At 73.0% G+C, this 25497-nt stretch carries 26 protein-coding genes; 18 read left to right on the forward strand and 8 right to left on the reverse strand.

Features of this window, described 5'->3' with window-relative positions:
- Both P3T37_RS07395 and P3T37_RS07400 read right to left on the reverse strand, forming a co-directional pair.
- On the reverse strand, positions 1-711 hold the full coding sequence (locus tag P3T37_RS07395) for a class I SAM-dependent methyltransferase (protein WP_280722637.1): 711 nt from the start codon (positions 709-711) through the stop codon (positions 1-3).
- A 34-nt stretch (positions 712-745) separates the two neighbouring features.
- Positions 746-1237, reverse strand: coding sequence for an Lrp/AsnC family transcriptional regulator (locus P3T37_RS07400; RefSeq protein WP_280722638.1), 492 nt, complete (start codon positions 1235-1237; stop codon positions 746-748).
- Between the two features lie 187 nt (positions 1238-1424).
- On the opposite strand from P3T37_RS07400, the gene P3T37_RS07405 reads away from it, so the two are divergent.
- Both P3T37_RS07405 and P3T37_RS07410 read left to right on the forward strand, forming a co-directional pair.
- Entirely contained in the window at positions 1425-3149 is a 1725-nt protein-coding gene (locus P3T37_RS07405) for a histidine decarboxylase (RefSeq protein WP_280722639.1), read from the forward strand.
- A gap of 53 nt (positions 3150-3202) precedes the next feature.
- A complete protein-coding gene (locus tag P3T37_RS07410; protein ID WP_280722640.1) occupies positions 3203-4357 on the forward strand; it encodes a CopD family protein in 1155 nt (384 codons plus the stop codon).
- A 3-nt stretch (positions 4358-4360) separates the two neighbouring features.
- On the opposite strand, the gene P3T37_RS07415 is transcribed toward P3T37_RS07410, so the two are convergent.
- The 3 genes from P3T37_RS07415 to P3T37_RS07425 all read right to left on the reverse strand — a co-directional run bounded on the left by P3T37_RS07415 (position 4361) and on the right by P3T37_RS07425 (position 6344).
- Positions 4361-5206, reverse strand: coding sequence for an S-methyl-5'-thioadenosine phosphorylase (locus P3T37_RS07415; RefSeq protein ID WP_280722641.1), 846 nt, complete (start codon positions 5204-5206; stop codon positions 4361-4363).
- A 114-nt stretch (positions 5207-5320) separates the two neighbouring features.
- Positions 5321-5863 (reverse strand): DUF4383 domain-containing protein, encoded by a 543-nt coding sequence (locus tag P3T37_RS07420; protein WP_280722642.1) that lies wholly within the window; start codon positions 5861-5863, stop codon positions 5321-5323.
- A gap of 106 nt (positions 5864-5969) precedes the next feature.
- Complete coding sequence (locus P3T37_RS07425; RefSeq protein WP_280722643.1) at positions 5970-6344, reverse strand: hypothetical protein; 375 nt, start codon at positions 6342-6344, stop codon at positions 5970-5972.
- 314 nt (positions 6345-6658) lie between these two features.
- Here P3T37_RS07425 and asnB point away from each other — a divergent pair, with 314 nt between their 5' ends.
- Entirely contained in the window at positions 6659-8509 is a 1851-nt protein-coding gene (gene asnB / locus P3T37_RS07430; protein WP_280722644.1) for an asparagine synthase (glutamine-hydrolyzing), read from the forward strand.
- A 42-nt stretch (positions 8510-8551) separates the two neighbouring features.
- On the opposite strand, the gene P3T37_RS07435 is transcribed toward asnB, so the two are convergent.
- Positions 8552-8734 carry a hypothetical protein gene (locus P3T37_RS07435; RefSeq protein WP_280722645.1) on the reverse strand — a complete coding sequence of 61 codons (183 nt, stop codon included), beginning with the start codon at positions 8732-8734 and terminating at the stop codon, positions 8552-8554.
- A 220-nt stretch (positions 8735-8954) separates the two neighbouring features.
- Between P3T37_RS07435 and P3T37_RS07440 the strand changes: the two genes are divergently transcribed.
- On the forward strand, positions 8955-9347 hold the full coding sequence (locus P3T37_RS07440) for an RDD family protein (protein WP_280722646.1): 393 nt from the start codon (positions 8955-8957) through the stop codon (positions 9345-9347).
- A 274-nt stretch (positions 9348-9621) separates the two neighbouring features.
- Here P3T37_RS07440 and P3T37_RS07445 read toward each other — a convergent pair whose 3' ends face one another.
- Positions 9622-10455 carry an AfsR/SARP family transcriptional regulator gene (locus tag P3T37_RS07445; protein WP_280722647.1) on the reverse strand — a complete coding sequence of 278 codons (834 nt, stop codon included), beginning with the start codon at positions 10453-10455 and terminating at the stop codon, positions 9622-9624.
- A gap of 82 nt (positions 10456-10537) precedes the next feature.
- Here P3T37_RS07445 and P3T37_RS07450 point away from each other — a divergent pair, with 82 nt between their 5' ends.
- The 8 genes from P3T37_RS07450 to P3T37_RS07485 all read left to right on the forward strand — a co-directional run bounded on the left by P3T37_RS07450 (position 10538) and on the right by P3T37_RS07485 (position 18111).
- The gene (locus P3T37_RS07450; protein ID WP_280722648.1) at positions 10538-11905 is read left to right on the forward strand and encodes an FAD/NAD(P)-binding protein; all 1368 of its coding nucleotides are present in this window, start codon (positions 10538-10540) and stop codon (positions 11903-11905) included.
- Positions 11906-12112: 207 nt separating this feature from the next.
- Positions 12113-13675: an ATP-binding protein gene (locus tag P3T37_RS07455; protein ID WP_280722649.1), complete on the forward strand. Its 1563-nt coding sequence runs from the start codon at positions 12113-12115 to the stop codon at positions 13673-13675.
- Positions 13672-14079, forward strand: coding sequence for a roadblock/LC7 domain-containing protein (locus tag P3T37_RS07460; protein WP_280722650.1), 408 nt, complete (start codon positions 13672-13674; stop codon positions 14077-14079). Before P3T37_RS07455 ends, P3T37_RS07460 begins: the two co-directional genes overlap by 4 nt.
- Positions 14076-14432, forward strand: coding sequence for a DUF742 domain-containing protein (locus P3T37_RS07465; RefSeq protein ID WP_280722651.1), 357 nt, complete (start codon positions 14076-14078; stop codon positions 14430-14432). Before P3T37_RS07460 ends, P3T37_RS07465 begins: the two co-directional genes overlap by 4 nt.
- Positions 14413-15081 (forward strand): ATP/GTP-binding protein, encoded by a 669-nt coding sequence (locus P3T37_RS07470; protein WP_280722652.1) that lies wholly within the window; start codon positions 14413-14415, stop codon positions 15079-15081. Before P3T37_RS07465 ends, P3T37_RS07470 begins: the two co-directional genes overlap by 20 nt.
- Entirely contained in the window at positions 15078-16511 is a 1434-nt protein-coding gene (locus P3T37_RS07475) for a cytochrome P450 (RefSeq protein WP_280722653.1), read from the forward strand. Before P3T37_RS07470 ends, P3T37_RS07475 begins: the two co-directional genes overlap by 4 nt.
- Positions 16512-16695: 184 nt before the next feature.
- A complete protein-coding gene (locus P3T37_RS07480) occupies positions 16696-17571 on the forward strand; it encodes an alkaline phosphatase family protein (protein WP_348533223.1) in 876 nt (291 codons plus the stop codon).
- Positions 17572-17646: 75 nt separating this feature from the next.
- Positions 17647-18111, forward strand: a complete 465-nt coding sequence (locus tag P3T37_RS07485) for a hypothetical protein (RefSeq protein ID WP_280722654.1) — start codon at positions 17647-17649, stop codon at positions 18109-18111.
- A gap of 9 nt (positions 18112-18120) precedes the next feature.
- On the opposite strand, the gene P3T37_RS07490 is transcribed toward P3T37_RS07485, so the two are convergent.
- Positions 18121-18657, reverse strand: coding sequence for a GNAT family N-acetyltransferase (locus P3T37_RS07490; protein ID WP_280722655.1), 537 nt, complete (start codon positions 18655-18657; stop codon positions 18121-18123).
- 154 nt (positions 18658-18811) lie between these two features.
- Between P3T37_RS07490 and P3T37_RS07495 the strand changes: the two genes are divergently transcribed.
- From P3T37_RS07495 to P3T37_RS07520, 6 genes are all read left to right on the forward strand, one after another.
- Entirely contained in the window at positions 18812-19909 is a 1098-nt protein-coding gene (locus tag P3T37_RS07495; protein WP_280722656.1) for a hypothetical protein, read from the forward strand.
- 69 nt (positions 19910-19978) lie between these two features.
- A complete protein-coding gene (locus P3T37_RS07500) occupies positions 19979-20227 on the forward strand; it encodes an SCO4226 family nickel-binding protein (RefSeq protein ID WP_280722657.1) in 249 nt (82 codons plus the stop codon).
- A 30-nt stretch (positions 20228-20257) separates the two neighbouring features.
- A complete protein-coding gene (locus P3T37_RS07505; RefSeq protein ID WP_280722658.1) occupies positions 20258-21697 on the forward strand; it encodes a pyridoxal-dependent decarboxylase in 1440 nt (479 codons plus the stop codon).
- 83 nt (positions 21698-21780) lie between these two features.
- Positions 21781-23166 (forward strand): GNAT family N-acetyltransferase, encoded by a 1386-nt coding sequence (locus P3T37_RS07510; protein ID WP_280722659.1) that lies wholly within the window; start codon positions 21781-21783, stop codon positions 23164-23166.
- 190 nt (positions 23167-23356) lie between these two features.
- Entirely contained in the window at positions 23357-24625 is a 1269-nt protein-coding gene (locus P3T37_RS07515) for a MurT ligase domain-containing protein (protein ID WP_280722660.1), read from the forward strand.
- Between the two features lie 107 nt (positions 24626-24732).
- Positions 24733-25473, forward strand: a complete 741-nt coding sequence (locus P3T37_RS07520; protein WP_035804035.1) for a glutamine amidotransferase — start codon at positions 24733-24735, stop codon at positions 25471-25473.
- Positions 25474-25497: the final 24 nt, after the last annotated feature.

The raw sequence follows: 25497 nt of genomic DNA on the forward strand, positions 1-25497 counted from the left end.
CTACGGCCTGCGCGCCAGCACCAGCCGGCAGCGCGGGCTGCCGTCCTCGCGCCACCCCAGCGGCTCCAGCGGCTCGGTGGTCACAGTGAAGCCCGCCGCCGCCAGCTCCGTGCGCAGCGCCGTCAGCGGGGAGGTGCGGTAGTACATGACGAAAGGGGGCCGCCACAGCGCGTTCCGCACCCGCATCACCGCGTCGAACCCGGCCAGCACCCAGTACCAGGGCGAGCTGATCGGCGGCGGCGCGCCGACCGGAAGCGCGAGGACCCCGCCGGGCCGCAGCGCGCGGTACACCCCGGCGAAGAGCGCGGGCCGCTCGGCGGGCAGGAAGTGCCCGAGGGCCCCGAAACTGACTGCCAGGTCGAAGGCCCCCGCGAAGGGCAGCGCCCGCGCATCCGCCCTGACCCACTCCGCGCCCGGGTAGGCCCGGCCTGCCTCCGCGAGCATGCCCGCACTGGAGTCGACGCCCGTCGACCGGCCTCGGCAGACCGCCTCCAGGACCCGCAGACCGGCGCCCGTCCCGCAGCACACGTCCAGCCCTTCGCCGAACGGCCCGAGCGGGCGCAGCGCGTCGGCGGTCGCGTCGAGGATGCTGTCGGGCGTGCGGAACGGCGTGTGGTCGAACCGGGGAGCGAGCAGGTCGTAGCCGTGCTCGACCGAGGACAGCGCCTGGACGACCAGGTCGCGCAGCGAGGGGCCTTCTGGAGAGAACACCGGCTCAGCGTACGGTCCCTGTGGCCCCTCCGGTTCACAGTCCCGGAGTCAGGTGCCGACGGCCGGCGATCTGCTCGAAGATCAGGTTGGTCCGGGTCTGCGCCACCGCCGGGTGGGTGGTGAGGTGGTCCACCACGAAGTCCCGCAGGGCGTCGGGGTCCGCGAGCGCGACGTGCAGCAGGTAGTCGTCGGATCCGGCCATGTGGAACACCGCCACCACGCCGGGCAGGTCGGGGGCCGTGCTCCGGAAGCTCTCGTTCTGCTCACGGGTGTGGGCCCGGAGCCGGACCGAGATCATCGCCTGCAGCGTCAGTCCGATCGCGGCGGGGGCGATCTCGGCCCGGAACGCGCGGATGACGCCGCGCTCGCGCAGCGCGCGCACCCGGGCCAGACAGGTGGAGGGGGCGATGCCCACCGCCTGCGCGAGCGCGTTGTTCGGTAGGCGGGCGTTGTCGGCGAGGATGCGCAGCAGGGCCCGGTCCACGTCGTCCAGGGGTGCCCGGCGGGCTGGAGGATTGTTCGGCACGCAGCCCAGGATGTCAGCGCGAACGGACGATATGCAAGATCGTATGAGCTGATTCCGAATGTTCTGCCGATTACTTCCCTGGATAGGGCCAGGTGTTCCATTCTGTCTTCCGATCGGATCGGCCATCGCCGCCCCACCGGACCCACCCGGCGGAACGTCCGACCCAGCGAACCGGGAGTGCAGCGCCGTGAGCCCAACCGACACCTTGGCCGTCCAGGTGGACCGCGACGAGCCCACGCTGCCGGGTGCCCGCGTGCCGTTCATGTCGATGGACGCGGCCGAGGAGCCCGACGCCCGCGACTTCGAGCTGCCGGCCGGCGGACTGGACGACGCGCAGCGCCTGCGCAAGCTGGACCGGATCGACGCGTACCTGACGAGCAAGCGCCGCCACCTGCTCGGCTTCCAGGCCGCCCAGGAGATGGGCGGCAGCGCGTTCGACCTCGGCCGCTTCATGCACCACAACATCAACAACCTCGGCGACCCCTTCCAGAGCGGTGGCTACAAGCCGAACACCAAGATCATCGAGCGCGCCGTGCTCGACTACTACGCCGCCCTGTGGAACGCCGAGGCGCCGCACAACCCGGACGACCCCGAGTCCTACTGGGGGTACGTGCTGTCCATGGGCTCGACCGAGGGCAACATGTACGCGCTCTGGAACGCCAGGGACTACCTGAGCGGCAAGGCGCTGATCCAGCCGCCCACCGGCACCTCCGGCGCCGCGCGGTACGTCCAGTCCCCGGCCCAGCCCGACAACCCCAACGCCTTCCGTCCCGTGGCGTTCTACTCCGAGGACACCCACTACTCGTTCGCCAAGGCGGTCCGCGTACTGGGCGTGGAGACCTTCCACTCCGTGGGCACCGAGCTGTACCCGGGCGAGTGTCCGCTGACCGGGCCGACCGGCGAAGCGGGCGAGTGGCCCGTCGAGGCGCCCTCCCGCAGCGGCCCCTCGGACCGCCCGTGGGACGGCACCGGCGAGATCGACATCGACGCCCTGGCGGAGCTGGTGGAGTTCTTCGCCGCCAAGGGACACCCGATCTTCGTCAACCTCAACCTCGGCAGCACCTTCAAGGGCGCCCACGACGACGTCCGGCAGGTCTGCGAGCGCCTGCTGCCGATCTTCGAGCGGCACGGCCTGGTCCAGCGCGCGGTGCGGTACGGCACGGACGCGAGCACCGGCGAGCCGCTCGTCGACCTGCGCCGCGGCTTCTGGATCCACGTGGACGGCGCCCTCGGCGCCGGCTACGCGCCGTTCATGCGGATGGCCGACGAGGACCCGGAGTTCGGCTGGACCCCCGACGCGCACATACCGCAGTTCGACTTCGGCATCGCCCTGCCCACCAGGGAGTTCGGCGACCTCGACATGGTCTCCTCGATCTCCATGAGCGGCCACAAGTGGCCCGGCGCGCCGTGGCCGTGCGGCATCTACATGACGAAGGTCAAGTACCAGATCTCACCGCCCTCGCAGCCGGAGTACACGGGCGCACCCGACACCACGTTCGCCGGGTCGCGCAACGGCTTCTCCCCGCTGGTGCTCTGGGACCACCTGTCCCGGTACTCCTACCAGGACCAGGTGGACCGGATCCGCCGGGCCCAGGAGCTGGCCGCCTACCTGGATCGGCAACTGCGCGTCCTGGAGCAGGAGAAGGACATCGACCTGTGGCCGGCCCGCACCCCGGGCGCCATCACGGTGCGGTTCCGCAAGCCGAGCCCCGAGCTGGTGGCGAAGTGGTCGCTGTCCTCACAGGACGTGCTGACGGTCCCCGGCGACGAGAGCTCGCGCCGCAGCTACGTGCACGTCTTCCTGATGTCCTCGGTCGACCGCGCCAAGCTGGACGCCCTGCTGGTGGACCTCGGCAACGACCCCGCCATCCGCGGCACGGTCCCCGGACTCGCCGCTCTCGCCACGGACTGACGCCCTGACGCCCTGACACCCCGCGGCCCGTTATTTAGGTTAGCCTTACCTTCATGACGTTCGCCCATCTGGCCGCCTCGGCCGGCTACACCATGCCCGCTTTCTGGCGGATCCTCACCAAATCAGGCTATTTCGTCGGCCTGTCCGGGACGATCGGCGCCACGGTGACGTACGCGGCGGCGGTCCGCCCGGCACTGCGCACAGCGGCGGGCGACCGCGGCGACGTCGAGGTACTGCGCAGCCGAACAGCGAAGTACCTCGCCTGGGCCGGGGTCGTCCTACTGGTGACCGGCTACCTCCAACTCGCCGCACGCCTGGCCCGGGCCGGCCACGGCATGCCGTTCGGTGACGCCCTCGCGCCGCGACGGCTCTGGGACTTCCTGCGCGCACCCGCGGCCAAGGGGGCCTGGATCGCCCAGGGAACCATCTACCTGGTGCAGAACACCGTCCTGCTGCTGACCTCGGCCGCGCTGATCGCGCTCCTCCTCCCGCGGGTGCGCCGGCACCTGAACGCCCTCGCGCCCGTCGCCCTGGCCTCCTCCCTCGCGGTGACGCTCGTCGCGGCGATACCCGCCACCGCCCCCAGGACCACCGAGCAGCTGATCGACCTGATCATCGACCAGGTCCACATCATCAGCGGCACGGTCTGGATCGGCGGCCTGGCCCTGCTCGCCGTCCTCGCCGGCACGTGCAGGCAACTCAGCGCCGACGCAGGCGTGTTGTGGGCGGACGTGTGGCGCCGTTTCAGCCTGGTCGCACTGGTCTGCGTCGGCGCCGTGATCGGCTCCGGCCTGTGGATGGGCTGGCGGCACGTCGGCGGCCTCGGACAGCTGTGGACCACGGGCTACGGACTCGCCCTGCTCGTCAAGCTCCTGCTGGTCCTCGGCATGGTCGCGGCCGGCGGCGTCAACCAGTTCTGGCTGATGCCGCGGATCGCCCGGGCCCGCCGCGCCGACGCCACCGCCTCGCTGCTGCACCTGACGCTGCGGCACTTCCCCGCGGTCGTCTGGGCCGAAGTGGCCCTGGGAGCAGCCGTGCTGGCCGTCCTGCCCTTCCTCACCGGCTCGGCCCGCAGCCAGGCCGGCAGCCCGCCGGCCGTCGCGAGCGGGACCGTGTTCGCCGCCGGAGCCGCGCTGGTCCTCACCCTCGCGGCCTCGCTCTGCATCACGGTCCGGATCTCCGACGCCCTCTCCCGGGCACGGGCGTAGGACTCAGGACGGGACGCCCGGCAGGCCCGTGGCGGCGCCGTCCAGGGCGTGCGAGCAGACGCAGTCGCGGGTGGTCGGCAGCTTCTCGACGGCGCCGAAGAGCACGCTGCGCAGCCGGTCGACGTTGCGGGCGAAGACCTCCAGCACCTCCGCGTGGGTGACGCCCTCGCCCGACTCGACGCCCGCGTCGAGGTCGGTGACCAGCGCGAGGGAGCTGTAGCAGATCCCCAACTCACGGGCCAGCACGGCTTCCGGGTGGCCCGTCATGCCGACCACCGACCAGCCGTTGGCGGTGAACCAGCGCGATTCGGCGCGGCTGGAGAAGCGCGGGCCCTCGATCACCACCAGCGTCCCGCCGTCCACCGGCTCCCAGGCCTGCGCGCGGGCGGCGGCCAGGGCGGCGGACCGGCCGTCCGGGCAGTACGGGTCGGCGGCGGAGACGTGCAGGACCGCGGGGACGTGTCCGCCGGGCAGCTCCACGCCGTCGTAGAAGGTCTGTTCGCGACCCGAGGTGCGGTCCACGAACTGGTCGGGGACCACCAGCGTGCCCGGCCCGTACGCCTCCCGCAGACCGCCCACCGCGCAGGGGGCGAGCACCTGGCGCACCCCGAGCGCGTGCAGCGCCCAGAGGTTGGCGCGGTAGTTGATGCGGTGCGGCGGGATGCGGTGGCCGCGACCGTGCCGGGGCAGGAAGGCCACCGAGCGCCCGGCGATGGAACCGACGAAGAGCGAGTCGCTGGGCGGCCCGTACGGCGTGCCGACGGTGACCTCGGTGACCTCGTCCAGCAGCTCGTAGAGGCCAGAGCCTCCGATCACCCCGATCTCGGCAGTAATAGAGGTGCCAGTCATGGCGAAGCCCTTCGCTAGGTGCCCGTGGAGACGGCTGCTGCGCGCTCCACGGGCACCCTACGAGGGCCGGGCGGCGTGCGGACCCCGCACACGCCTTACGGAATACGGACGGTCTCAGTGCCGCACGGTGGGCCGCAGCGCCGTCTTGAAGGCCGGCACGTGCCAGCGGCCCTGGATCGCGGTCTCCTCCTCGTGCGGATCGGTGTGCCGCTGCTGCCAGTACGGATTGTCGTGCGGCAGGTGGCCGCTGACCCTGCCGTACATCCCGAAGGTGGCGATCACCAGCCCGAAGACGAAGCTGAAGAGCACGTTGGCCATCCGGAAGGCCAGGTGGTTCCAGCTGCTGTCGAGCGCCGCCAGGCCGACGAAGCCGGCCACGAAGAAGACCGCTCCCACGATCATGTTGGTCCAGGAAGCGATGTTGCCGCCGATCACCGCGCCGATCACCAGAATGGCGCCGACGATGATGGACAGCACGCCCAGCGCGCCGTTGCTGGAGAGGCCGGCCAGGTTCTTGCCGGAGGTGTCCAGGAAGCCGGCGTCGCCCGCCACGCCGAAGCAGCCCCAGATCAGCAGCAGCAGGCCGCCGAGACCGGCGCCGTACCGGTAGACCTGGGCGAGCCGGTGGTCGACGGGGAGTTCGTTCTGCAGTTTCATTGCGGCCTCCACCAAGCGGTTCAGTGGTCGTGGACCGGCTGTCACATCCGGGTACGGATGCACCTCCAAGCTACGCCTGTCCCCGCGGGCTACGCCTGTCCGCGCCTTAGGCCCTGGCCCGCTTGGCGACCCCGAGCGCCCAGAGCACCAGCGGCACCTGGAGCGGCAGCCGGCCGTAGGCGAGGGCCTTCTCCCGCGAGCCGCGGGTGCGCCAGTCCAGGGCCATCTTGACGTTGGCGGGGAACACGGCGACGAAGAACGCCGCGCCGGCCAGGCCGCCGACCCGGCGGGTGGCGGGGACGGCGACCGCTGCGGCCAGCGCCAGCTCGGCGGCGCCGCTGGCCCGGGTCCAGTCCCGCGCCTGGCCGGGCAGCCACTCGGGGACCGTCTCGTCGAAGAGCGCGGGCTTGCGGAAGTGCGCGACACCGGCGGCCCCGAGCAGGGCGGCCAGTGCGTACGGGGAGAGGCGACGGAGGGACAAGGCGGCCTGCTTCCGGTCGGGTTCGGGGGGCGGACTTAGACCGACCGGCAATTGGGGGGCGGCGTCGCGACGCCGCCCCCCAATTGCCGGTCGGTCTAAGGGCGGAGGGCCAGATTACCCGCCGGTAGCAACCGGTGGGGCTGTTCGAGCCTGAGCGAATTGACGGAACCTCATGCACATGCGGAGTGCGGGGCGTAGCGTGACGATCTGCACACGGATCGAAGCAGCGGACAGCCCTGCTCCCACTCGTCCCGCAGGGCTGCCGCTGCCGCCTGCCCCCGCAGGGGCAGGCCAACCTAGGGAGTCTGCAAGACATGTGCGGGATCACCGGTTGGGTGGCGTTCGACCACGACCTCACGACTCAGCAGCAGGCGCTGGACGCGATGACCGCGACCATGATCTGCCGCGGCCCCGACGCGGGCGGCGCCCACCTCACACCGCGCGCCGCCTTCGGCCACCGGCGCCTGGCGGTGATCGACGTCGAGGGCGGCGTGCAGCCGATGACGGTCGAGGAGGACGGGCGGCTGCTGGCCTCGCTCACCTACAGCGGTGAGGTCTACAACCACCTGGAGTTGAAGGCCGAGCTGGAGAGCCACGGCCACCGCTTCCGCACCCGCAGCGACACCGAGGTGGTGCTGCGCGCCTACCTCCAGTGGGGCAGCGGCTTCGTGGAGCGACTGAACGGCATGTTCGCCTTCGCGATCTGGGACAACCGCAGCGAGGAGCTGCTGCTGATCCGCGACCGGATGGGCGTCAAGCCGCTGTACTACTACCCGACCGCCGATGGTGTGCTCTTCGGCTCGGAGCCCAAGGCGATCCTGGCCCACCCGGCGGTCGACCCGGTGGTCGGCCTGGACGGGCTGCGCGAGATGCTCTCGCTGGTCAAGACGCCGGAGCACGCCGTCTACCAGGGCATGAAGGAGGTCCGTCCCGGGCACTTCGTGCGGGTCCGCCGCCAGGGCCTGACCGTCCACCGCTACTGGGCGCTGGAGGCCCAGGAGCACACCGACGACCTGGACACCACCATCGGCACGGTCCGCGACCTGCTCGACGACATCGTGCGCCGCCAGCTGATATCCGACGTGCCGCTCTGCTCGCTGCTCTCCGGCGGCCTGGACTCCAGCGCGATCACCGCGCTCGCCGCGCGCGGCCTGGCGGCCAACGGCGACGGGCCGGTGCGCTCGTTCTCGGTCGACTTCACCGGGCAGACCGAGAACTTCAAGCCGGACGCGCTGCGCGCCACGCCCGACGGCCCGTTCGCCCACCTGCTGGCCCGGCACGTCGGCGCCGACCACAGCGACATCGTGCTCGACGCCGGCGCACTGGCCGACCTCGGCCACCGCAACGCCGTGCTGCACGCCCGCGACCTGCCGTCCGGCTTCGGCGACATGGACACCTCGCTCTACCTGCTGTTCCGCGAGATCCGCAAGCACTCGACGGTGGCCCTGTCGGGCGAGTCGGCGGACGAGGTCTTCGGCGGCTACCCCTGGTTCCACCAGCCGGCCGCGGTGAACGCCGAGACCTTCCCGTGGCGGGCGGCCGCCGCCCAGCTGGCCGGCCGGGACGTCGCGCCGCGCGAGAGCCTGCTGGACCCGGACCTGCTGGGCCGCCTGGATCTGGAGACCTACATCGCGGACAGCTACCGCACCGCGATCGCCGAGGTCCCCCACCTGCCCGCCGCCGACCCGCTGGAGCGCCGGATGCGGGAGATCTGCTACCTGCACCTCACCCGGTTCGTGAACCTGCTGCTGGACCGCAAGGACCGGATGAGCATGGCCAGCGGCCTGGAGGTCCGGGTGCCGTTCTGCGACCACCGGCTCGTCCAGTACGTCTTCAACACGCCGTGGGCGATGAAGACCTTCGACGGGCGGGAGAAGAGCCTGCTGCGCGCGGCCACCCGCGACGTGCTGCCGGTGGAGATCGCCGAGCGGGTGAAGAGCCCGTACCCGAGCACCCAGGACCCGGGCTACCCGCTCGCCCTGCACGCCGAGCTGACCGCACTGGCCTCCGACCTCAAGGCGCCCTCGCAGGGTCTGATCGACCAGGCCGCGCTGTCGGCGGCGATCGCACCCGGAAGCGACCCGCAGCGGGCGCGCGCCAGCGCCGAGGTGCTGCTCGGCCTCGACGGCTGGCTGCGGGAGTACCCGATCTCGCTGCGGGTCTGACCGCCCGGCCTCGGCGCGGGATCCCGCGCCGAGGCCGGCCCGTCAGCGGTACTCGTCCTCGTCGACCGGGACCTCGCGGCTCTGCTCGACCGCGTCCCCGACGTCCGCCGCGGCGGACAGCGGAAGCTCGTCCAGCGGCGGAACGGTCTCCGCAGCCGGGGCGTCGGCCTCCAGATCCTCCGGGTCCAGCGACTCGGCGACGAATTCCGCGGCGTAGTCGGACATGACCTCACCCCTCACGGCTCGGGGACCTCGGCGGCCCCTGCTGTGCCCAACACTTACCCGACCAGACGCGCCCCACTCAGGACCCTCCCCCGCCCGTCGGCGTGTTGCCCCCGCCCGCGCCGCCGAACCGTCCCACCCGCCACTCGGCGCAGCACCGGTTGCACCCCTGCGCGCGGTCGCCAGGCTGGAGGGAAGGACCGCCGCACGCGAGGAGAGAGCGTTGACCTACGCCCACTGGTCGGTGCGGGTGGTGGCCCACATGATCGACCTCCTGGCCTGCGGCGTGCCGAACGTCCTCGCGGGCGTGTTCGACCCGCGGAACGTCGCCCTCCAGGTCGGCATGGGCGCGGTGTCGCTGACGCTCTTCGGGTACAACCGCTGGTACCTGGGGGGCCGGACGGGCCAGAGCTGGGGCAAGCATCTGATGGACACCCGGATGGTCCGGTTGGACGGCTCCCCCGAGGTCGGCGTGCTGCGGGCCTTCCTGCGCGACGTCGCCCACCTGCTCGACACGCTGCCCTGCTGTGTCGGGTGGTTCTGGCCGATCTGGGACGCGAAACGACAGACCTTCGCCGACAAACTGGCGAGCACCGCGGTGACGACGATCCCCTGAGAAATCCGGCCCGATAAAACGCCCGCGCTATTCCCCCGCTCCTTTCCCTCTCTCATTTCGACCGCTCTGCATATGGGCCGCATATCGGCCGCATACCAGCAGGTCGGCGCCCGGACCGGACCCGGCCCGCCGACCTCGGTAAACGCCCGCGGACACCGTCCCAAACGTCTCCGAGGGGCCTCCGAGAGGGTTGACAGGAACATCCCCCGGCGGCTTTTCTCGACTTCGCCGATTCCGACGAAGTGAGGCCAGCGCCGTGCCCGTGTCCGTGCCGTCACACCGTCGTGACGGACCTGGTCCCGAGCGGGCTACCGCCCGCCGAGTGCAGAGCCGCGTGCAGATCGGCGGTCCTGATCGCCGCGAGCAGCGACTGCACCGCGATCGCGCTGCGGTTGAGCACCGCCGACTGGAGCGAGGCCAGGTTCCGCGAGGGCTCGACGCCCAGCTCCGCCCGCAGCAGCCGGCGGAACTCCTGGTAGGCGGCCAGCGCCTCGGAGAGCTCGCCGCAGCTGTGGTGGGCGGCCATCAGCACCGCCCACGGCCGCTCGCGCAGCGGGTGGTCGGCGATGACCGAGCGCGCCCGCAGCACGGCCTGCGCGCACGGTCCGGCGTACAGGGCGGCCTCGGCGAGATCCTCGCGGCACTGCAACCAGAGCGTGTCGAACGCGGCGAGGTGCCGGCGCAGCCGGGCGGAGCCCGCCGCGTCGACGCCGGCCGGTCCTCGCCAGAGCGCCAGCGCCCGGCCTAACACCCGCTCGCTCTCGACGGAGTAGCCGGTGTCGAGCAGCCGGCGCCCGGTGCGCACCAGCTCGGCGAAGCAGCGGTGGTCCACCTCGCAGTCAGGAGCATCGAGTTGATAGCTGACGCCCAGTCGGCCGGCCCGACGGCCGGAGAGCACTCCGCGGCCCGCCACCAGCAGCTCCTTGCGCAGCCGGCTCACGTACTGGCGCAGGTTGGCGTTGGCGGAGGCCGGCGGCTCGTCCCAGAGCAGCTCCAGCAGGCGGGTCTGCGACATGCCGGTCCCCGGGTCCAGGCTCAGCGCCGTCAGCGCTCCGCGCACCATCACCGACGCCGGGGCCCGCTCGACCCCCGCCGTCTCGATGCACACCGGCCCGAGAATCCGGATCACCGCAGCCCCCTCTGATATGTCCCGAACAGCTCACTCTAGCCCCGTACGAGAGGTGTCGAAGATGACCGGCAGCCAAGAGGCGCAGCAGACCCACCACGTGGCGGTGATCGGCGCCGGAGCCTCCGGAACGCTGACCGCGGCCAGGCTGCTCCAGCACGCCCGCGAGCGCCGACTGCGCCTGGACGTACGGCTGATCGACCCGTCCGACGCCGGGCGCGGCGTCGCCTACGGCACCGACGACCCGCGCCACCTGCTCAACGTGCCGGCCGGCAAGATGAGCGCGTACGGCGAGGACCCCGGGCACTTCCTGCGCTGGGCGACGGAGCAGGAGCCCACCGCGCCCGCGCCCGGCGACTTCCTGCCGCGCCGGCTCTACCGCCGGTACCTGGCCGAGGTGTTGGCGCACCAGGTGGCGCACGGCGGCGGCGTCCGGCTGCACCACCTGCGCGAGCGCGTCCTGGGGCTGACGGCCGGTCCGCGCGAGGTCGCGCTGCGGCTGCCCACCGAGGCCCCGCTGCACGCCGACGCCGCGGTGCTCGCGCTCGGCAACTTCCCGCCCACGCTGGGCTGGGCGCCGCCGGAGCTGCGCGACTCGCCGCACTTCACGGCGGACCCGTGGGCGCCCGGTGCGCTCGCGGCGATCCCCGAGGACGCCGACGTGCTGCTGGTCGGCACCGGCCTAACGATGGTCGACGTCGCGCTCGTGCTGGACCGTCCCGGCCGCGTGGTGCACGCGGTGTCCCGCCACGGCCTGCTGCCGCACCCGCATGCTGCGGGTGAACTGCCCACGCTCGCACCGCCGTTGCCCGATGAGTCGGGCGACCCGCGAGCGACCGCGATCCGTCAGATCGCCACCAGCCTGCACCTGCACGGCGACTGGCGCCCGGGCGTGGACAGCCTGCGACCGGTCACCGCCGCCCTGTGGCAGCGGCTGGACCCGGCCGCACGCGCCCGCTTCCTCGCCGAGGACCTGCGGCACTGGGAGGTGCACCGCCACCGCATCCCGACCCACACGGTGGCCGTCCTGGACCGCGCCCGAGCCGCCGACCGGCTGCGGACCGGGCGGGGCGAGGTGGCCAGGGTGGTCCCGACCGCCGCCGGCCTCAAGGTCGAACTCGTGGACGGCACCGCCCTGGAGGTCGGCGCGGTCGTCAACTGCACCGGCGCGCAGGCCGACTTCCGCAGGCCGGACGACCCGCTGGTGGCCGACCTGATCGCCTCCGGCGCCGCCCGGCCCGGCCCGTGCGGCCTGGGCCTGGACACCGTCGGCGCCGGCCGCCTGGTCCCCGCGCCCGGCGGCCCCGCCGCTCCGCTGTGGACGCTGGGCCCGCTGCGCCGCGGCAACCTGCTGGAGACCACCGCCGTGCCCGAGATCCGCGACCAGGCCGACAGCCTCGCCCGGGCCGTCCTCGACTCGCTACTGGGCTGAGACGTAGCACAAGTCCCGTACGCCCTGCGAGGGTTCTCCGCAAAGACCCCTCACATGGGCGAACTCAGCCCCGACGCGAACGCAACCGGCCCGAGGAGGGCAATCCTGGTGCCTCCCTGAAGGGGTTGCGCCGCATGCGAGACGGCGCAGCCTCACGCCGCCGAAGCCGGCCCCACCCGACTTCCGTACTTTTTGGATCGTTTGAGGATGCTGATGCTTCGTGCTGGATCGTCACCCGGAGGCCGGCGCTCCGATCCCGTTCTCGTGTGGCTCCTGCCCACGGTCCTGACGGCGGTCGTCGCCGTGGTGGCCGCCTCGGCGGCCCCCGGCGGCGCCCGCGCCGGGGTCCTCTGGTGCGGCGCGGTCGGTACCGCGGCCGTGGCCGTGGTGGCCGCCGAGGCGGCGCGCCGGGGGCGTGCGCTGGCGGCCCTGCGCAAGCGGTGCGCCCAGCGGGAGGACGAGCTGCACGGCCGACTGGCCCACCATGAGGCCGAGACGGCCCACTTGGCCAGGGTGACGCTGCCCGAGGCGATCGCCCGGATGCAGCACGGCGAGTTCATCGAGGACCTGCTGCAGTCGTACGAGCCCCCCGACCCCCTGCTGACCACGGGGTTCCCGGCCGTCCGGCACGCCGTGCTGCGCACGGTGCTGGAGGCCGTGGACAACGAGGAGGCCATGCGCGAGTCCACCCAGCGGGCCTTCGTCAACATCGCCCGCCGCGTGCAGGCGATCGTCCACCGGCAGGCCCAGGAACTGCGCGAGATGGAGGACCGGCACGGCAACAACCCGGCCGTCTTCGGCGACCTGCTGCGGGTGGACCACGGCAACGCGCTGATCGGCCGCCTCGCGGACAGCATCGCCGTGCTCGGCGGCGCCCGCCCCGGCCGGCAGTGGAGCAAGGCGGTGCCGCTGTACAGCGTGCTGCGCGGCGCCATGTCGCGGATCCTGGACTACCCCCGGGTGGAACTGCACCCGGTGTCCGACGTCGCCGTGGTCGGCCCCGCCGTCGAGCCGCTCATCCACGCGCTCGCCGAACTGCTGGACAACGCCACCCGCTACTCCCCACCGCAGACCCTGGTGCACCTGACCGCCGTCGAGGTGCAGACCGGCATCGCGATCGAGATCGAGGACGGCGGCCTCAGCCTGAGCGAGGAGGGCCGGGCCCGCGCCGAACAGAAGCTCGCGGAGGCCCAGGCCGGCATCGACCTCAACGACCTCGGCGAGACCCCCCGGCTCGGCCTGGCCGTGGTCGGCCGCCTCGCGCGGGCCTACGGCTTCCAGGTCTCGCTGCGGCCCTCCGCCTACGGCGGTGTGCGGGCCGTGCTGATCGTGCCGCGGGAGGTCATCACCACGGCGCCCGCCACCGGTCGCCCCCTGGGCATCGGCATCGCCTCCGGCCCGCGGCCGGTCGCGGCCGCCGCACGGCCGGTGGGCGGACCCCGGACGTGGGGCGCGCGGACCTCGCCCGCTCCCGCCGCGGGCTCGTTCGCCGCGGCGCGGATCGGAGCCTTCGCGGGCCCGGCCCCGGCCGACGACGAGGCTCCGGTGGTGACCGAGTGGACCGCGAACGGCCTGCCGCAGCGCCGCCGCCACGCCGCGCCCTTCCGGACCGGCGCCGCCGAGCCCGCCAGAGCCCCCGAACCGGCCAAGGAGCCGGTACAGCCCGGTATGTGGCTGGACGCGTTCAACGAGGGGATCAACGGCCACACCCCCTCCGCCGATCCGGCCGGCCACACCACCGACGATTCGGCAGCGAGGGGCGAGCAGTGATTCAGCAGCGGACCAACATGGACTGGATGCTCAAGGAACTGGCGGACACCGTCCCGTTCACCCGCCACATCATCGTGCTCTCCGCCGACGGCCTGCGGATGGCCCAGCACGGCACCGACGCGGACAGCGCCGACCGGCTGGCCGCCGCCTGCGCCGGCCTGCAGAGCCTGGCCGCCGCCGTGGGGCACGAGCTCCCGCACGGCGACGGCCGGATGCGGCTGGTCGTGATCGAGATGAGCGGCGGATACTTCTACCTGATGGCCGCCGGCGCCCGGGCCTACCTCGCGGTGCTGGCCGACGACGGTGTCGACGCCGGACTGATGGGCCAGCGGATGCGGGACCTGGTGGCCCGGATCGGCGAACATCTCAGCACGCCCGCGCGCAACGGCGGGCAGGTGGCATGAGCGCAGCCGACCCCGGCTGGAACGATGCGGAACCCGAACGGCTCTACGTGATCACGCGCGGCCGCAGCGGTCTGGCCGAAACCACGTTCGCCCTGGTCACCCTGATCGTCTCCCGCTCGGAGCCGACGGCCACGATGCAGCCGGAGCACGCCGCCATCCTGCGCATCTGCGGCTCGCCGCTCTCCGCGGCCGAGATCTCCGCCTACCTGAAGCTCCCCATGAGCGTGGTCACCGTGCTGCTGACGGACCTCCTCGGCGAGGAGCGGATCGAGGCCCGCGCCTGCGTCCCGCAGGCGATCCTTCCCGACCGTGCCCTGTTGGAAGCGGTGATTCATGGACTTCAGAAGCTCTGAGACGGTGGTCGGTCCGCACAGTGCGGACCTGCTGCCGGACTCGGCCACCATGGCGGTCAAGGTGGTGATCGTGGGCGGCTTCGGCGTCGGCAAGACGACCCTGGTCGGTTCCGTGAGCGAGATCCGCCCGCTGACCACCGAGGAGACGATGACGCAGGCCGGCGAGGGCGTCGACGACCTCGCCGGGATCGAGCGCAAGACCTCCACCACGGTCGCGATGGACTTCGGCCGGATCAGCATCAGCGACGAAATGGTGCTGTACGTGTTCGGCACCCCCGGGCAGGAGCGGTTCTGGTTCCTCTGGAACGGCCTGTTCGAGGGAGCGCTGGGCGCGGTCGTGCTGGTCGACACCCGCCGGCTGGAGGTCAGCTTCGAGGTGATCGGGCGGCTGGAGGATCGCGGCGTGCCGTTCGTCGTCGCGGCCAACGCCTTTCCGCAGTCGCCGACCTACCCGACCGAGGAGCTGCGGGCCGCCCTGGACCTGCCCCCCGAGGTGCCGATCATCGCGTGCGACGCCCGGACCCGGGAGTCCAGCCGGGACGTCCTGATGGCCCTGATGCGCTACCTGTACGACCTCTCGACCCAAAAACTGACGACCCCACCGCACTTGACGACCCCACCGCACTTGACCACCCCGGAGACGCCGTGACCACCCCGCTGCCCGAGGACACCTCCCTCACCCCGCCCCCCGGCTGCCCGGCCCACGGGCTCGCCGCCCGCGGGCTCGCCGCCGACGGGCTCCGGCGGCTCTACGGCCCGGAGGCCGAGGCCGACCCGATGGGCCTGTACGAGAAACTGCGCGCCGAGCACGGCGAGGTGGCGCCCGTCCTGCTGCACGGCGACCTCCCGGCCTGGCTGGTCCTGGGCCACGCCGCGAACCTCACCGTCATGCGCACGCCCTCCCGGTTCTCCCGGGACTCCCGCCGCTGGACCGCGTTCCAGGAGGGCCTGGTCACCGCCGACTCCCCGCTGATGCCGGTGATCGCCTGGCAGCCGCTGTGCGTCTTCGCGGACGGCGAGGAGCACCGGCGCCTGCGCGGTGCGGTCACCGACGGCCTGAACCGCTTCGACCGGCGCGGCATCCGCCGCTTCGTCACCCGCTTCACCGACCTGCTGGTCCAGGAGTTCGGGCCCACCGGCCGGGCCGAGCTGGTCGCCCAGTTCGCCGAGCACCTGCCGATGCTCGTGATGACCCAGGTGATCGGGATGCCCGAGGAGTACGGACCCCGACTGGTCGCCGCCGCCCGGGACTTGATGAAGGGCACCGAGACGGCCATCGCGAGCAACGACTACGTCGTGGAGACTCTGCGCCGCACGATCGAGCGCAAGCGGGTGACACCGGGCTCCGACTTCGTCTCCTGGCTGATGCAGCACGAGGCCGGACTCACCGACGACGAGGTGCTGGAGCACGTGCGGGTGGTGCTGCTCGCCGCGAACGAGACGACCGTCAACCTGATCGCGGACACGCTGAAGCTCGTCCTCACCGACGTCCGCTTCCGCGCCCACCTGTCCGGCGGCCACATGACCCTGTCCGACGCCCTGGACCAGGTCCTCTGGGACGCCGTGCCGATGTCGCTGGTCGCGGGCCGCTGGGCCACCGGCGACACCGAACTCGGCGGCCAGCAGATCAAGGCCGGCGACATGCTCCTGCTCGGCCTCGCGGCCGGCAACGTCGACCCGGCCATCCGTCCCGACCTGTCGAAGCCGCTCTACGGCAACCGCTCGCACCTGGCCTTCGGCGGCGGCCCGCACGAGTGCCCCGGCCAGGACATCGGCCGGGCCATCGCGGAGAGCGGCATCGACATCCTGCTGACCCGCCTGCCGGACCTCCACCTCGCCGTCCCCGAGGAGGAGTTGTCCTGGAGCTCGGCCTGGCTGTCCCGCCATCTGGTCGATCTGCCGGTGCAGTTCACCCCGCGGGCGGAGCCCGAGGAGGAGCCGGCGGTCGCCGCACCCACCGCCACCCTGCCGCCGGCGCCCCCCGCGCCTCCCGCACCGCCCGCACCGCCCATCGGGGCCACCGCCCCCCGCCACCGCCGCAGTTGGTGGAACGCCCTGCTCGGAAGGTTCCGCCGCTGACTACGGCAGCGACTACCGCAACGACTACGGCAACGGGCGGGCGAACACTTGGCGCCTGACAGGTAAACAGTTCGACCGACGATCCCGATATTCCTGGGGAGCGGTGGTCCGGGGCGCTCCCGGCGCTCCGGCCGTCCGGTTAGGGTGCCCACAGCTCCCCGCCCCCGGAAGATCGGATCCTCCCGTGTCCAGCAGCTGGCCCGCCGGCCCCCGCCGTGTCCTGGTCGTCGGCATCGACGGCGTCCGCCTCGACCTCCTGCCGGAGCTGGACACCCCGCACCTGGACGCGGTCGCCGCCGCGGGCTTCCTCGCCCCGGTCGAGGTGGACGACGCCACCCCGACGATGTCCGGCCCGTGCTGGGCCACCATCGTCACCGGGGTGGGCGTCGCCAAGCACGGCGTCTTCGGCAACCACCTCGGCGGCAACCGGCTCGACGTCTTCCCCGACTTCACCACCCGGCTGGCCGCCGTGCACCGCCGCCGCACCTTCGCCGCCGGCGGCTGGGAGCCGCTCTTCCTGGCCCGCCAGGGCGGCCCGCTGTTCGCCGCGCCCGGCCGGCTCTCCTACATCGCCCCGCTGGAGGACACCCCGCAGGCCTGGGAGGTCTGCGACGAGCGCGTCACGGCCGAGGCCGTGTACGTGCTGGGCAGCGACGACGACCCGCAGGCCTCCTTCGTCTACCTCGGAGCAGTGGACGAGACCGCGCACTTCCTGGGCTGCGGCGAGGAGTACCGCCAGTCGATCCGCACCGCCGACGAGCGGCTCGGCCGCCTGCTGGCCGCCGTCCGCGCGCGCCCGGGCTACGCGGAGGAGGAGTGGACCGTCATCGTCGTCACCGACCACGGCCACCTCGACCAGGGCGGCCACGGCGGGCGCAGCACTCTGGAGCGCACCGCCTGGGTGGCGGCCTTCGGTCCGGGCATCGAGCCCGGCGCACCCGTACTGACCGTCCGCCACCCGGACGTCGCCGCGCACGTCTACGCCGCGCTCGGCATCACCCCGGACCCGCACTGGACGCTGGACGGCCGCCCCTTCACCCCGGCGCTGGCCCGAGTCTGACCGCTCGTCAGCCGGACACCCCCTAACGTGAGCATGTCCGAGCAGGATCAGGCACGGCGTGCGAGGTGTGGACCGATGGTTCGTAGGTTGGCGACGACGGTGGCGGTGTGCTGCACGGCCGGCTCCCTGCTGGGTGCGGCACCCGCCGCGCAGCGGGCGGACGCGGCGGACCTGAAGGTGGTGCAGATGAACCCCGCGCCGGCCGCCGTGGGCCAGAAGACGCTGGTGCGCGGGTTCGTCACCAACGCCGGGCGAGCGGCTGCGCCCGCTTTCACGGTGGCGGTGCTGCTGCCCGCGGGCGTCACGCCCGAGGGTCCGTACTTTCCGACGAACTGCGCCGCGGCAGAGGCGACCCGGACGGTCACCTGTACGTTCAGGGCCGGCCTGCGGGCACAGGAGTCGGCCACCGCCCAGGTGCCGGTCCGCATCGACCCGGGCGCCTCGGGTGTGCTGACCGGCGGCACGGTGACCGTCAGCAGTCCCGGTGACCCGAACGCCTCGACCGACACGCAGCCGTTCGAGATCCGGGTCACCGACTAGAGGGCCTGCTCAAAGGGCCTTGACCAGCGTCTCGAAGGCCAGGTCGGGCCGCTTGGGGACACCGAAGCGCTCCTCGCCGTACGGGAACGGCGAGAGCACGCCGGTGCGCCGGAACCCGCGCCGCTCGTACCAGGCGATCAGCTCGCTGCGCTGGACGATCACCGTCATCTCCAGCTCGGCCGCCTGCCACTCCTCGCGGGCGAAGCGCTCGGCCTCGGCCAGCACGGCCCGGCCCAGACCGCCGCCCTGGCGGTCCGGCCGCACCGAGAACATCCCGAAGTACGCCCGCTCCCCGCGCCGCTCCAGCTGGCAGCAGGCCAGCAGCTCCCCCGCCCGCTCGGCCAGCAGCACCCGGCTGTGCGGGCGCGCGAGCAGCTCGCTGACGGCCTCCGGGTCGGTGCGCTGCCCGTCCAGCAGGTGCGCCTCGGTGGTCCAACCGACCTTGCTCGCCTCCCCGCGATAGGCGGACTCGACGAGCGCGACGAGCGCCTCGGTGTCGCTCCCGGTCGCGGGGCGGAAACTCAGGACGGCGGCGGACGGTTCCATGCGGTACTCCAAACAGGCGAACGAAGCTCTCCCATGCATGCTGCCACAGCCGGGCCACGCCCCCGGATGGCCCACGAAATGGCCGGTTTCCGAACCCCGCACGCCAGGATGAGGGGATGCCCGTCCACTTCGCCCACCGGGGGATCCGACCGTCATGCACCCGCGCGCCTTCGCGATTCTCACCGCGTTCCTGCTCGGGGCTCTGGGCCTCGGCGCGGTGGCCGTCACCCAGTGGGTCCCGGCGCCCGCCGTCACGGCCGGCGCCGGCGGCAGGACCGTCCAGGGCGCGGCGGCGGCCGGCTCGCCCTCGCCCACCGGGGACCCGGCGGTGTGGACCCGCAGTACGCTGCGCAACAAGCTGATGGCCGAGATGGCCGCCACCGACCCCGGGGTCGCGCTGGCCGACCTGGACCGGATCACCAAGAAGGACCCGTACACCGTCCGCTTCTGCCACCCCGTGGCGCACGAGCTGGGCCACGCCGCCGTCAAGCGCTACGACCGCGACTTCGCCAAGGTGATCTCCTTCCCGCACGACACCTGTGCGGCCGGCTACCTGCACGGCGCGGTCGAGGAGATGCTGGCCACCTCCACCGACCCCGGCACCGACCTGCTCAAGCTCTGCGCTCCCGAGCTGCGCGGCCCGTGCGTCCACGGAGTGGGCCACGGCACGATGTTCGTCGCCAAGCAGGACGTGCCGACGGCGCGCGGGCTGTGCAACAGCTTCAGCAGCGACCACCTGCGGATCACCTGCTCCGAGGGCCTGTTCATGCAGCTCTTCGGCCCCGACGAGGAGGACGAGAACGCCAAGGCGCAGCTGCCCGCCGACAAGCTCGCCCAGGAGCCGCTCTACCCCTGCCCGGAGCAGCCGGCGCTCTTCCAGTCCGCCTGCTACTTCTACGCCCCGACCTTCTTCCTCAGCTCGCACGACTACCCCGACCACCCCGAGGTCTACGCCCAGGCGCTGAAGTGGTGCCTGGCCGGGCAGGCGACCGGCGGTGCCAACGACTGCAGCCGGGGCGTCGGCTCGCGGACCATGAAGTACAACCTGGACCGCGAGGACTGGGTGGGCCAGCAGTGCGCCACGGCCGCCGACGGCTGGCAGCGCAAGGCCTGCGCCGAGGGCATGGTCAGCTACTACACGGTCAACTACACCGACAGCGGCGCGGCCGGCCGGCTCTGCGCCAAGCTGACCAACGCCGAGATCGCCCGCGACTGCCGCTCCGCCGCCGGGCTCTCCGCCTCGCTCGACTAGCGCCGGCATCCGATGATGGAGAGAAGCCATTTCGGGCCACCCGGGGGGGAGGAATCGAGGTGAGGACAGATGCCGACCTTCATGGATGTCCACCGCAACATGACCGGCATCACGGCGGAGCAGCTCAAGGCCGCGCACCAGGCTGATCTCGACATCGAGTCGGCCGAGCGCGTGCACTTCGAGCACGCCTGGGCGGATCCGGCCTCCGGGTCGGTGTTCTGCCTGTCGAACGGCCCCTCGCGCGAGGCCGTGCAGCGCGTGCACGAGCAGGCCGGGCACCCGGCCGACGAGATCTACGAGGTCGGCTTCGAGATCTAGGTGTACTGACACACACGTACGATCTCCCCCATGTCCGAGCACTTCCGCGAAGCCGCCCACGCCACCGCCGACCTGGTCGCCGACTACCTCCAGGGGGTACCCGGGGGCCCGGTCTGGCAGCCGATGGACCCGGCCGCCCGCCGGGCCCTGCTGGACGCGCCGCTGCCCGCCGAGGGACGCGGGCTGGCGGAGCTGCTGGAGGTGATCGGCGGGCAGGTGATGCCGGCGCCGATGGGCAACGGGCATCCGCGGTTCTTCGGCTGGGTCAACTCGGCGCCGGCACCCGCCGGGGTGCTCGCCACGCTGGCCGCCGCCGCGATGAATCCCAGCTCGGCGGGTGGCGACCACGCCGACGTGCACCTGGAACGGGCGGTGGTGCGCTGGATCGCCGAGCTGGTGGGCTTCCCGCACCTGGCCGGCGGCGGGCTGCTGACCTCGGGCACCTCGATGGCCACCATCGTCTGCCTGGCCGCCGCCCGCGGTCGGGCCGCCGCCCGGATCGGCCACGACGTGCGGGCCGACGGCCTGGCGGGCCTGCCCCCGCTGGTCGGCTACGTCACCGGCGAGACGCACTCCTGCGTGCGCAAGGCCGCCGAGCTGCTGGGGCTGGGCAGCCGGCAGCTGCGCACGGTCGCCACCGACTCCGAGGGCCGGCTCGACCCGGCCGCGCTGCGCGCCGCGGTCGCCGCCGACCGGGCGGCCGGGCTGCTGCCGTTCCTGGTGGTGGCCTCGGCCGGGACGGTGAACACCGGCGCGGTGGACCGCTTCGAGCCGATCGCCGACCTCTGCGCCGAGCAGGAGCTGTGGCTGCACGTCGACGGCGCGTACGGCGCCTTCGGCGTGCTGGACCCCGCCATCGCGCACCGCTACGCGGGCCTGGAGCGCGCCGACTCGCTCGCGCTGGACCCGCACAAGTGGCTGGGCGTGCCGGTGGACTGCGGCTGTGCGCTGGTGCGCGACGCCGAGCAGCTGCGCGCCACCTTCAGCCTGGTCCCCTCGTACCTGCGCGACGAGGAGGCCGGCGGCCTCGGCTGGTTCTCCGAGTACGGCACCGAGCAGACCCGCCCGTTCCGCTCGCTCAAGGTCTGGGCCACCATCGCGCACCGCGGCCGGGACGGCATCGCCGCCGACATCGCGCACTGCACCCGGCTGGCCCGCCGGCTCGGCGAGCTGGTCGAGGCCGATCCGCAACTGGAGCTGCTGGCCCCGGTGGAGACCTCGATCGTCGCGTTCCGGGCCCGCCCGGCCGGGCTGGACGAGGACGCCCTCAACGCGCTCAACCAGGCGCTGCCACTGGCCGTCCAGCGGCGCGGGCAGACGTTCGTCACCGGGACGGTGCTGGCGGGCCGCGAGGCCGTCCGGGCCTGCCTGCTGAACGCCACCACCACCGAGGCGGACCTCGCCGTCCTGCTCGCGGAGGTGCGGTCGGCCGCCGACGAACTAACAGCTGAACTGAGTACCCGTCAGTAGTCCATCGCACAACAACGAAGACATTAACCGGCCGGTCACAAGGCATTCGTGATCGTGAAACACCCGTCGGGCATCGTGAAGACATGACTGAGCTTCCTGTGCCCTTCCAGCCCAACCAGCATCCCTCGCGGGCCCAGCGCCGCAGCAGAGCAGACCGGTGGCGGCGCGACGCCGTCGAGATCGCCGCGGTCTTCCTGGCGGTGGCCGCCACCGACCTGGTGTCCGACGTGGTGGTGCACGGCCACGACGGTCGGATGGTGCTGGCCGCCTCGGCCCTCGCCCTGGTCGCCACAGCGGTGTTCCACTCCTGGTGGGAACACCGCCATCCGCACGGGCCACCGGGCCCGGAGCCGGCCGCACCCGAGTCCGCGGAGTCGGGTGCGGCGCTGCCGCCCGCCGACACCACGCTCTGGCGGCTGCGCGCCACCGTTTCGGACGCCCCCGGCAGCCTGGCCACGGTCTGCGTCGCGCTCGCCGAGCTGCGGGTCAGCATCATCTCGCTGCAGACCCACCCGCTGCCCGAAGCCACTGTCGACGAGTTCCTGCTGCGCGCCCCGCGTGCGCTCCCGCGCGCCGCGCTGGCCGGCGCGGTGGCCCGGGCCGGTGGGCGGGAGATCTGGACCGACCCGGCCGACGCCCACGACCTGGTGGACCTGCCCGCCCACGTGCTGGCACTGGCCACCCGGACCGCGCTGGACGCCGCCGAACTGCCGGTCGCCCTGCGCAAGCTCTTCGGCCAGTGCACGATCCGCCAGTTCCCGGCCGCCGCAGGGCAGGCGGACGCGCCGAGCCTGGACGGCCACCTGATGCGGCTGCCGATGCCCTCCGGCGAGCTCGTCGAGCTCTCCCGGCCCCATCTGCCGTTCACCCCGACCGAGTTCGCCCGCGCCAAGGCGCTGGTCGAGCTGGACGCGGTGCTCGGCCCGCGGGTCCCGCAGGTCGCCACCCGGCTGAGCCTGCCGGCCGGCACCGACCTCACCGTGCGGCGCGCCGACCCGTCCGACAAGGCCGAGGCGCTGGCCATGCACCGGCGCTGCTCCAGCAGCACGCTGCGCCAGCGCTACCACGGCCCGGTGGCCGACGCGGACCGCTACCTGGACCACCTGCTCGACGCCCGGCACGGCCAGACGCTGGCCGTGCAGAGCGCCGACGGGCGGATCGTCGCGCTGGCCCACCTGATGTGGGACAGCGACAGCGCGGAGCTGGCCGTCCTGGTCGAGGACGGCTGGCAGCGCCGGGGCCTGGGCCTGGACCTGTTGCGCCGGATGGCGGCGCTGGCGGCCGAGGCGGGCGTCGGCACCGTCTACGCGGTCACCCAGGCCGCCAACACCGCGCTGATCGGGGCGATGCGCCGGCTGGCCATCCCGCTGGACTACCAGGTGGAGGACGGCACCCTGGTGATCACCGCCCACCTGGCGGGCGCCGTCGAGCAGTTGCCGAGCCCCTGGCCCGCGGTCCCCGGTCGTTAGGGCGTGTCCCGACGGTCCCCGGGCAGCCGAAGCCGGTTGTCCAGGGGCCGTCAGGGCGTTGACCGCGTACGACAGCATGGGGGCGTGGCTCGGCCTGCTCCGGACAAGCCGTTAGGCTGACCCCGTCCCCGCCGCCCAGCGGCCCGACCAGGCCAAGGGGGGTCGTCAGCAACAGGAGGAACCCCTGAGCATGCCAGGCACCGGATCGGAGGCCGCAGCGCCCGGCGCGCGCGACTCCTCACTTCCCGCTCGCAGCAAGCTCGCCGTCACCGCGGGCAAGGTGGCCGCTGCCGCCTCCCGGTCGGTCGGCCGCGGCAGTGGCTCGGTGATCGGCGGCAAGGTCGCCCTCAAGCTGGACCCCGACCTGCTCGCCCGGCTCGCCGACCACCTGGACGTCGTCCTGGTCAGCGCGACCAACGGCAAGACCACCACCACCCGCCTGATCGCCGAGGCGCTGCGCGCCGCCGGTCCCGTGGTCTCCAACGCGCTCGGCGCCAACATGCCGGCCGGCATCACCGCCGCCCTGGCCGGCGGCAGCGACGCCCGCTACGGCGTGATCGAGGTGGACGAGAAGTACCTGGCCGGCGTGGCACGCGACACCAGCCCCAAGGCCATAGCGCTGCTCAACCTCTCGCGCGACCAGCTGGACCGGGCCGCCGAGACCCGGATGATGGCCGAGAAGTGGCGCGAGGGCCTTCAGGACACCGACGCCGTGATCATCGCCAACGCGGACGACCCGCTGGTGACCTGGGCCGCGTCCTCCTGCCGCCGGGTGGTCTGGGTGGCCGCCGGGCAGGCCTGGAAGGAGGACGCCTGGTCGTGCCCGTCCTGCGGCGGCGTGATGCAGCGCCCCGGCGACGACTGGTACTGCCAGGAGTGCGGCTTCCGCCGTCCGCAGCCGCACTGGGCCCTGCAGGGCGCCCACGTGGTGGACCCGAACGGCGCCGCGTGGCCGATCCAGCTCCAGCTGCCCGGCCGCGCCAACCTGGCCAACGCGACCAGCTCGGCCGCCGTGGCCGCGGTCTTCGGCGTCCCGCCGCAGGTCGCCCTGGAGCGCATGCAGTCGGTGTCCGCCGTGGCGGGCCGCTACGACGTGGTCTCCTACCAGGGCCGCGACGTGCGGCTGCTGCTGGCCAAGAACCCGGCCGGCTGGCTGGAGACCTTCTCGCTGATCGACGGACCGCCGGCGCCGGTGATCCTCTCGGTGAACGCGATGGACGCCGACGGCACCGACACCTCCTGGCTCTGGGACGTCGACTACGAGCGACTCGCCGGGCACCCGGTCTTCGTGATGGGCCAGCGCAAGCTGGACCTGGCGGTCCGTCTGGAGGTGGCCGGCCTGCAGTTCCACGTGGTCGACTCGCTGGCCGACGCCGTCCGGATGGCCCCGCCCGGCCGTATCGAGGCGATCGCCAACTACACCGCCTTCCAGCAGCTGCGCAAGGTGGTGGCTGGCTGATGACGATGCCCCCGCCGCCCGGCTACAACCCGCAGCAGCAGCAACAGCTGCAACAACAACAGCAGTACCAGCAGCACCAGCAGCAGCAATACGGAAGGCCCTCTCGGATGAGCGACAGCAGCCTGCGGCTGGTCTGGATCTACCCGGACCTGCTGAGCACCTACGGCGACCGCGGCAACGCCCTGGTCCTGGAGCGCCGGGCGCGCCAGCGCGGCCTGGCCGTGTCGCGGATCGACGTCCGCTCCGACCAGCCGGTGCCGACCAGCGGCGACATCTACCTGATCGGCGGCGGCGAGGACCGGCCGCAGCGCCTGGCCGCCGAGCGGCTGCGCCAGGACTCGGGCCTGGCCCGGGCCGTGGACAACGGCGCGATCGTCTTCTCGGTCTGCGCCGGCTACCAGATCCTGGGCCACGAGTTCATCAACGACCTCGGCCAGCGCGAGCCGGGCCTGGGCCTGCTCGACGTCTGGAGCACCCGCGGCGAGGGCGCCCGCAGTGTCGGCGACGTGCTCGCCGAGCCGGACCCGCGCCTGGGCCTGCCCACGCTGACCGGCTTCGAGAACCACCAGGGCGTCACGCACCTGGGCCAGGGCGTCTCCCCGCTGGCCACCGTCACCGCCGGCGGCCCGCACGGCGGCGGCAACGGCGACGGCAACGGGACGGAGGGCGCCTGGCGGGACACCGTCTTCGGCACCTACCTGCACGGCCCGGTGCTGGCCCGCAACCCCGCGGTCGCCGACCTGCTGATCAAGCTGGCGCTGGACGTCAACGCGCTCCCGCCGGCCGACACCACCTGGTACGACGCGCTGCGCGCCGAGCGGATCGCGGCCACCGGCCAGCCGGCCTGACCGTCCGAGCAGTCCCTGGTCCCC

The sequence above is a fragment of the Kitasatospora sp. MAA4 genome (assembly GCF_029893355.1).
Taxonomy (GTDB): Bacteria; Actinomycetota; Actinomycetes; order Streptomycetales; family Streptomycetaceae; genus Kitasatospora.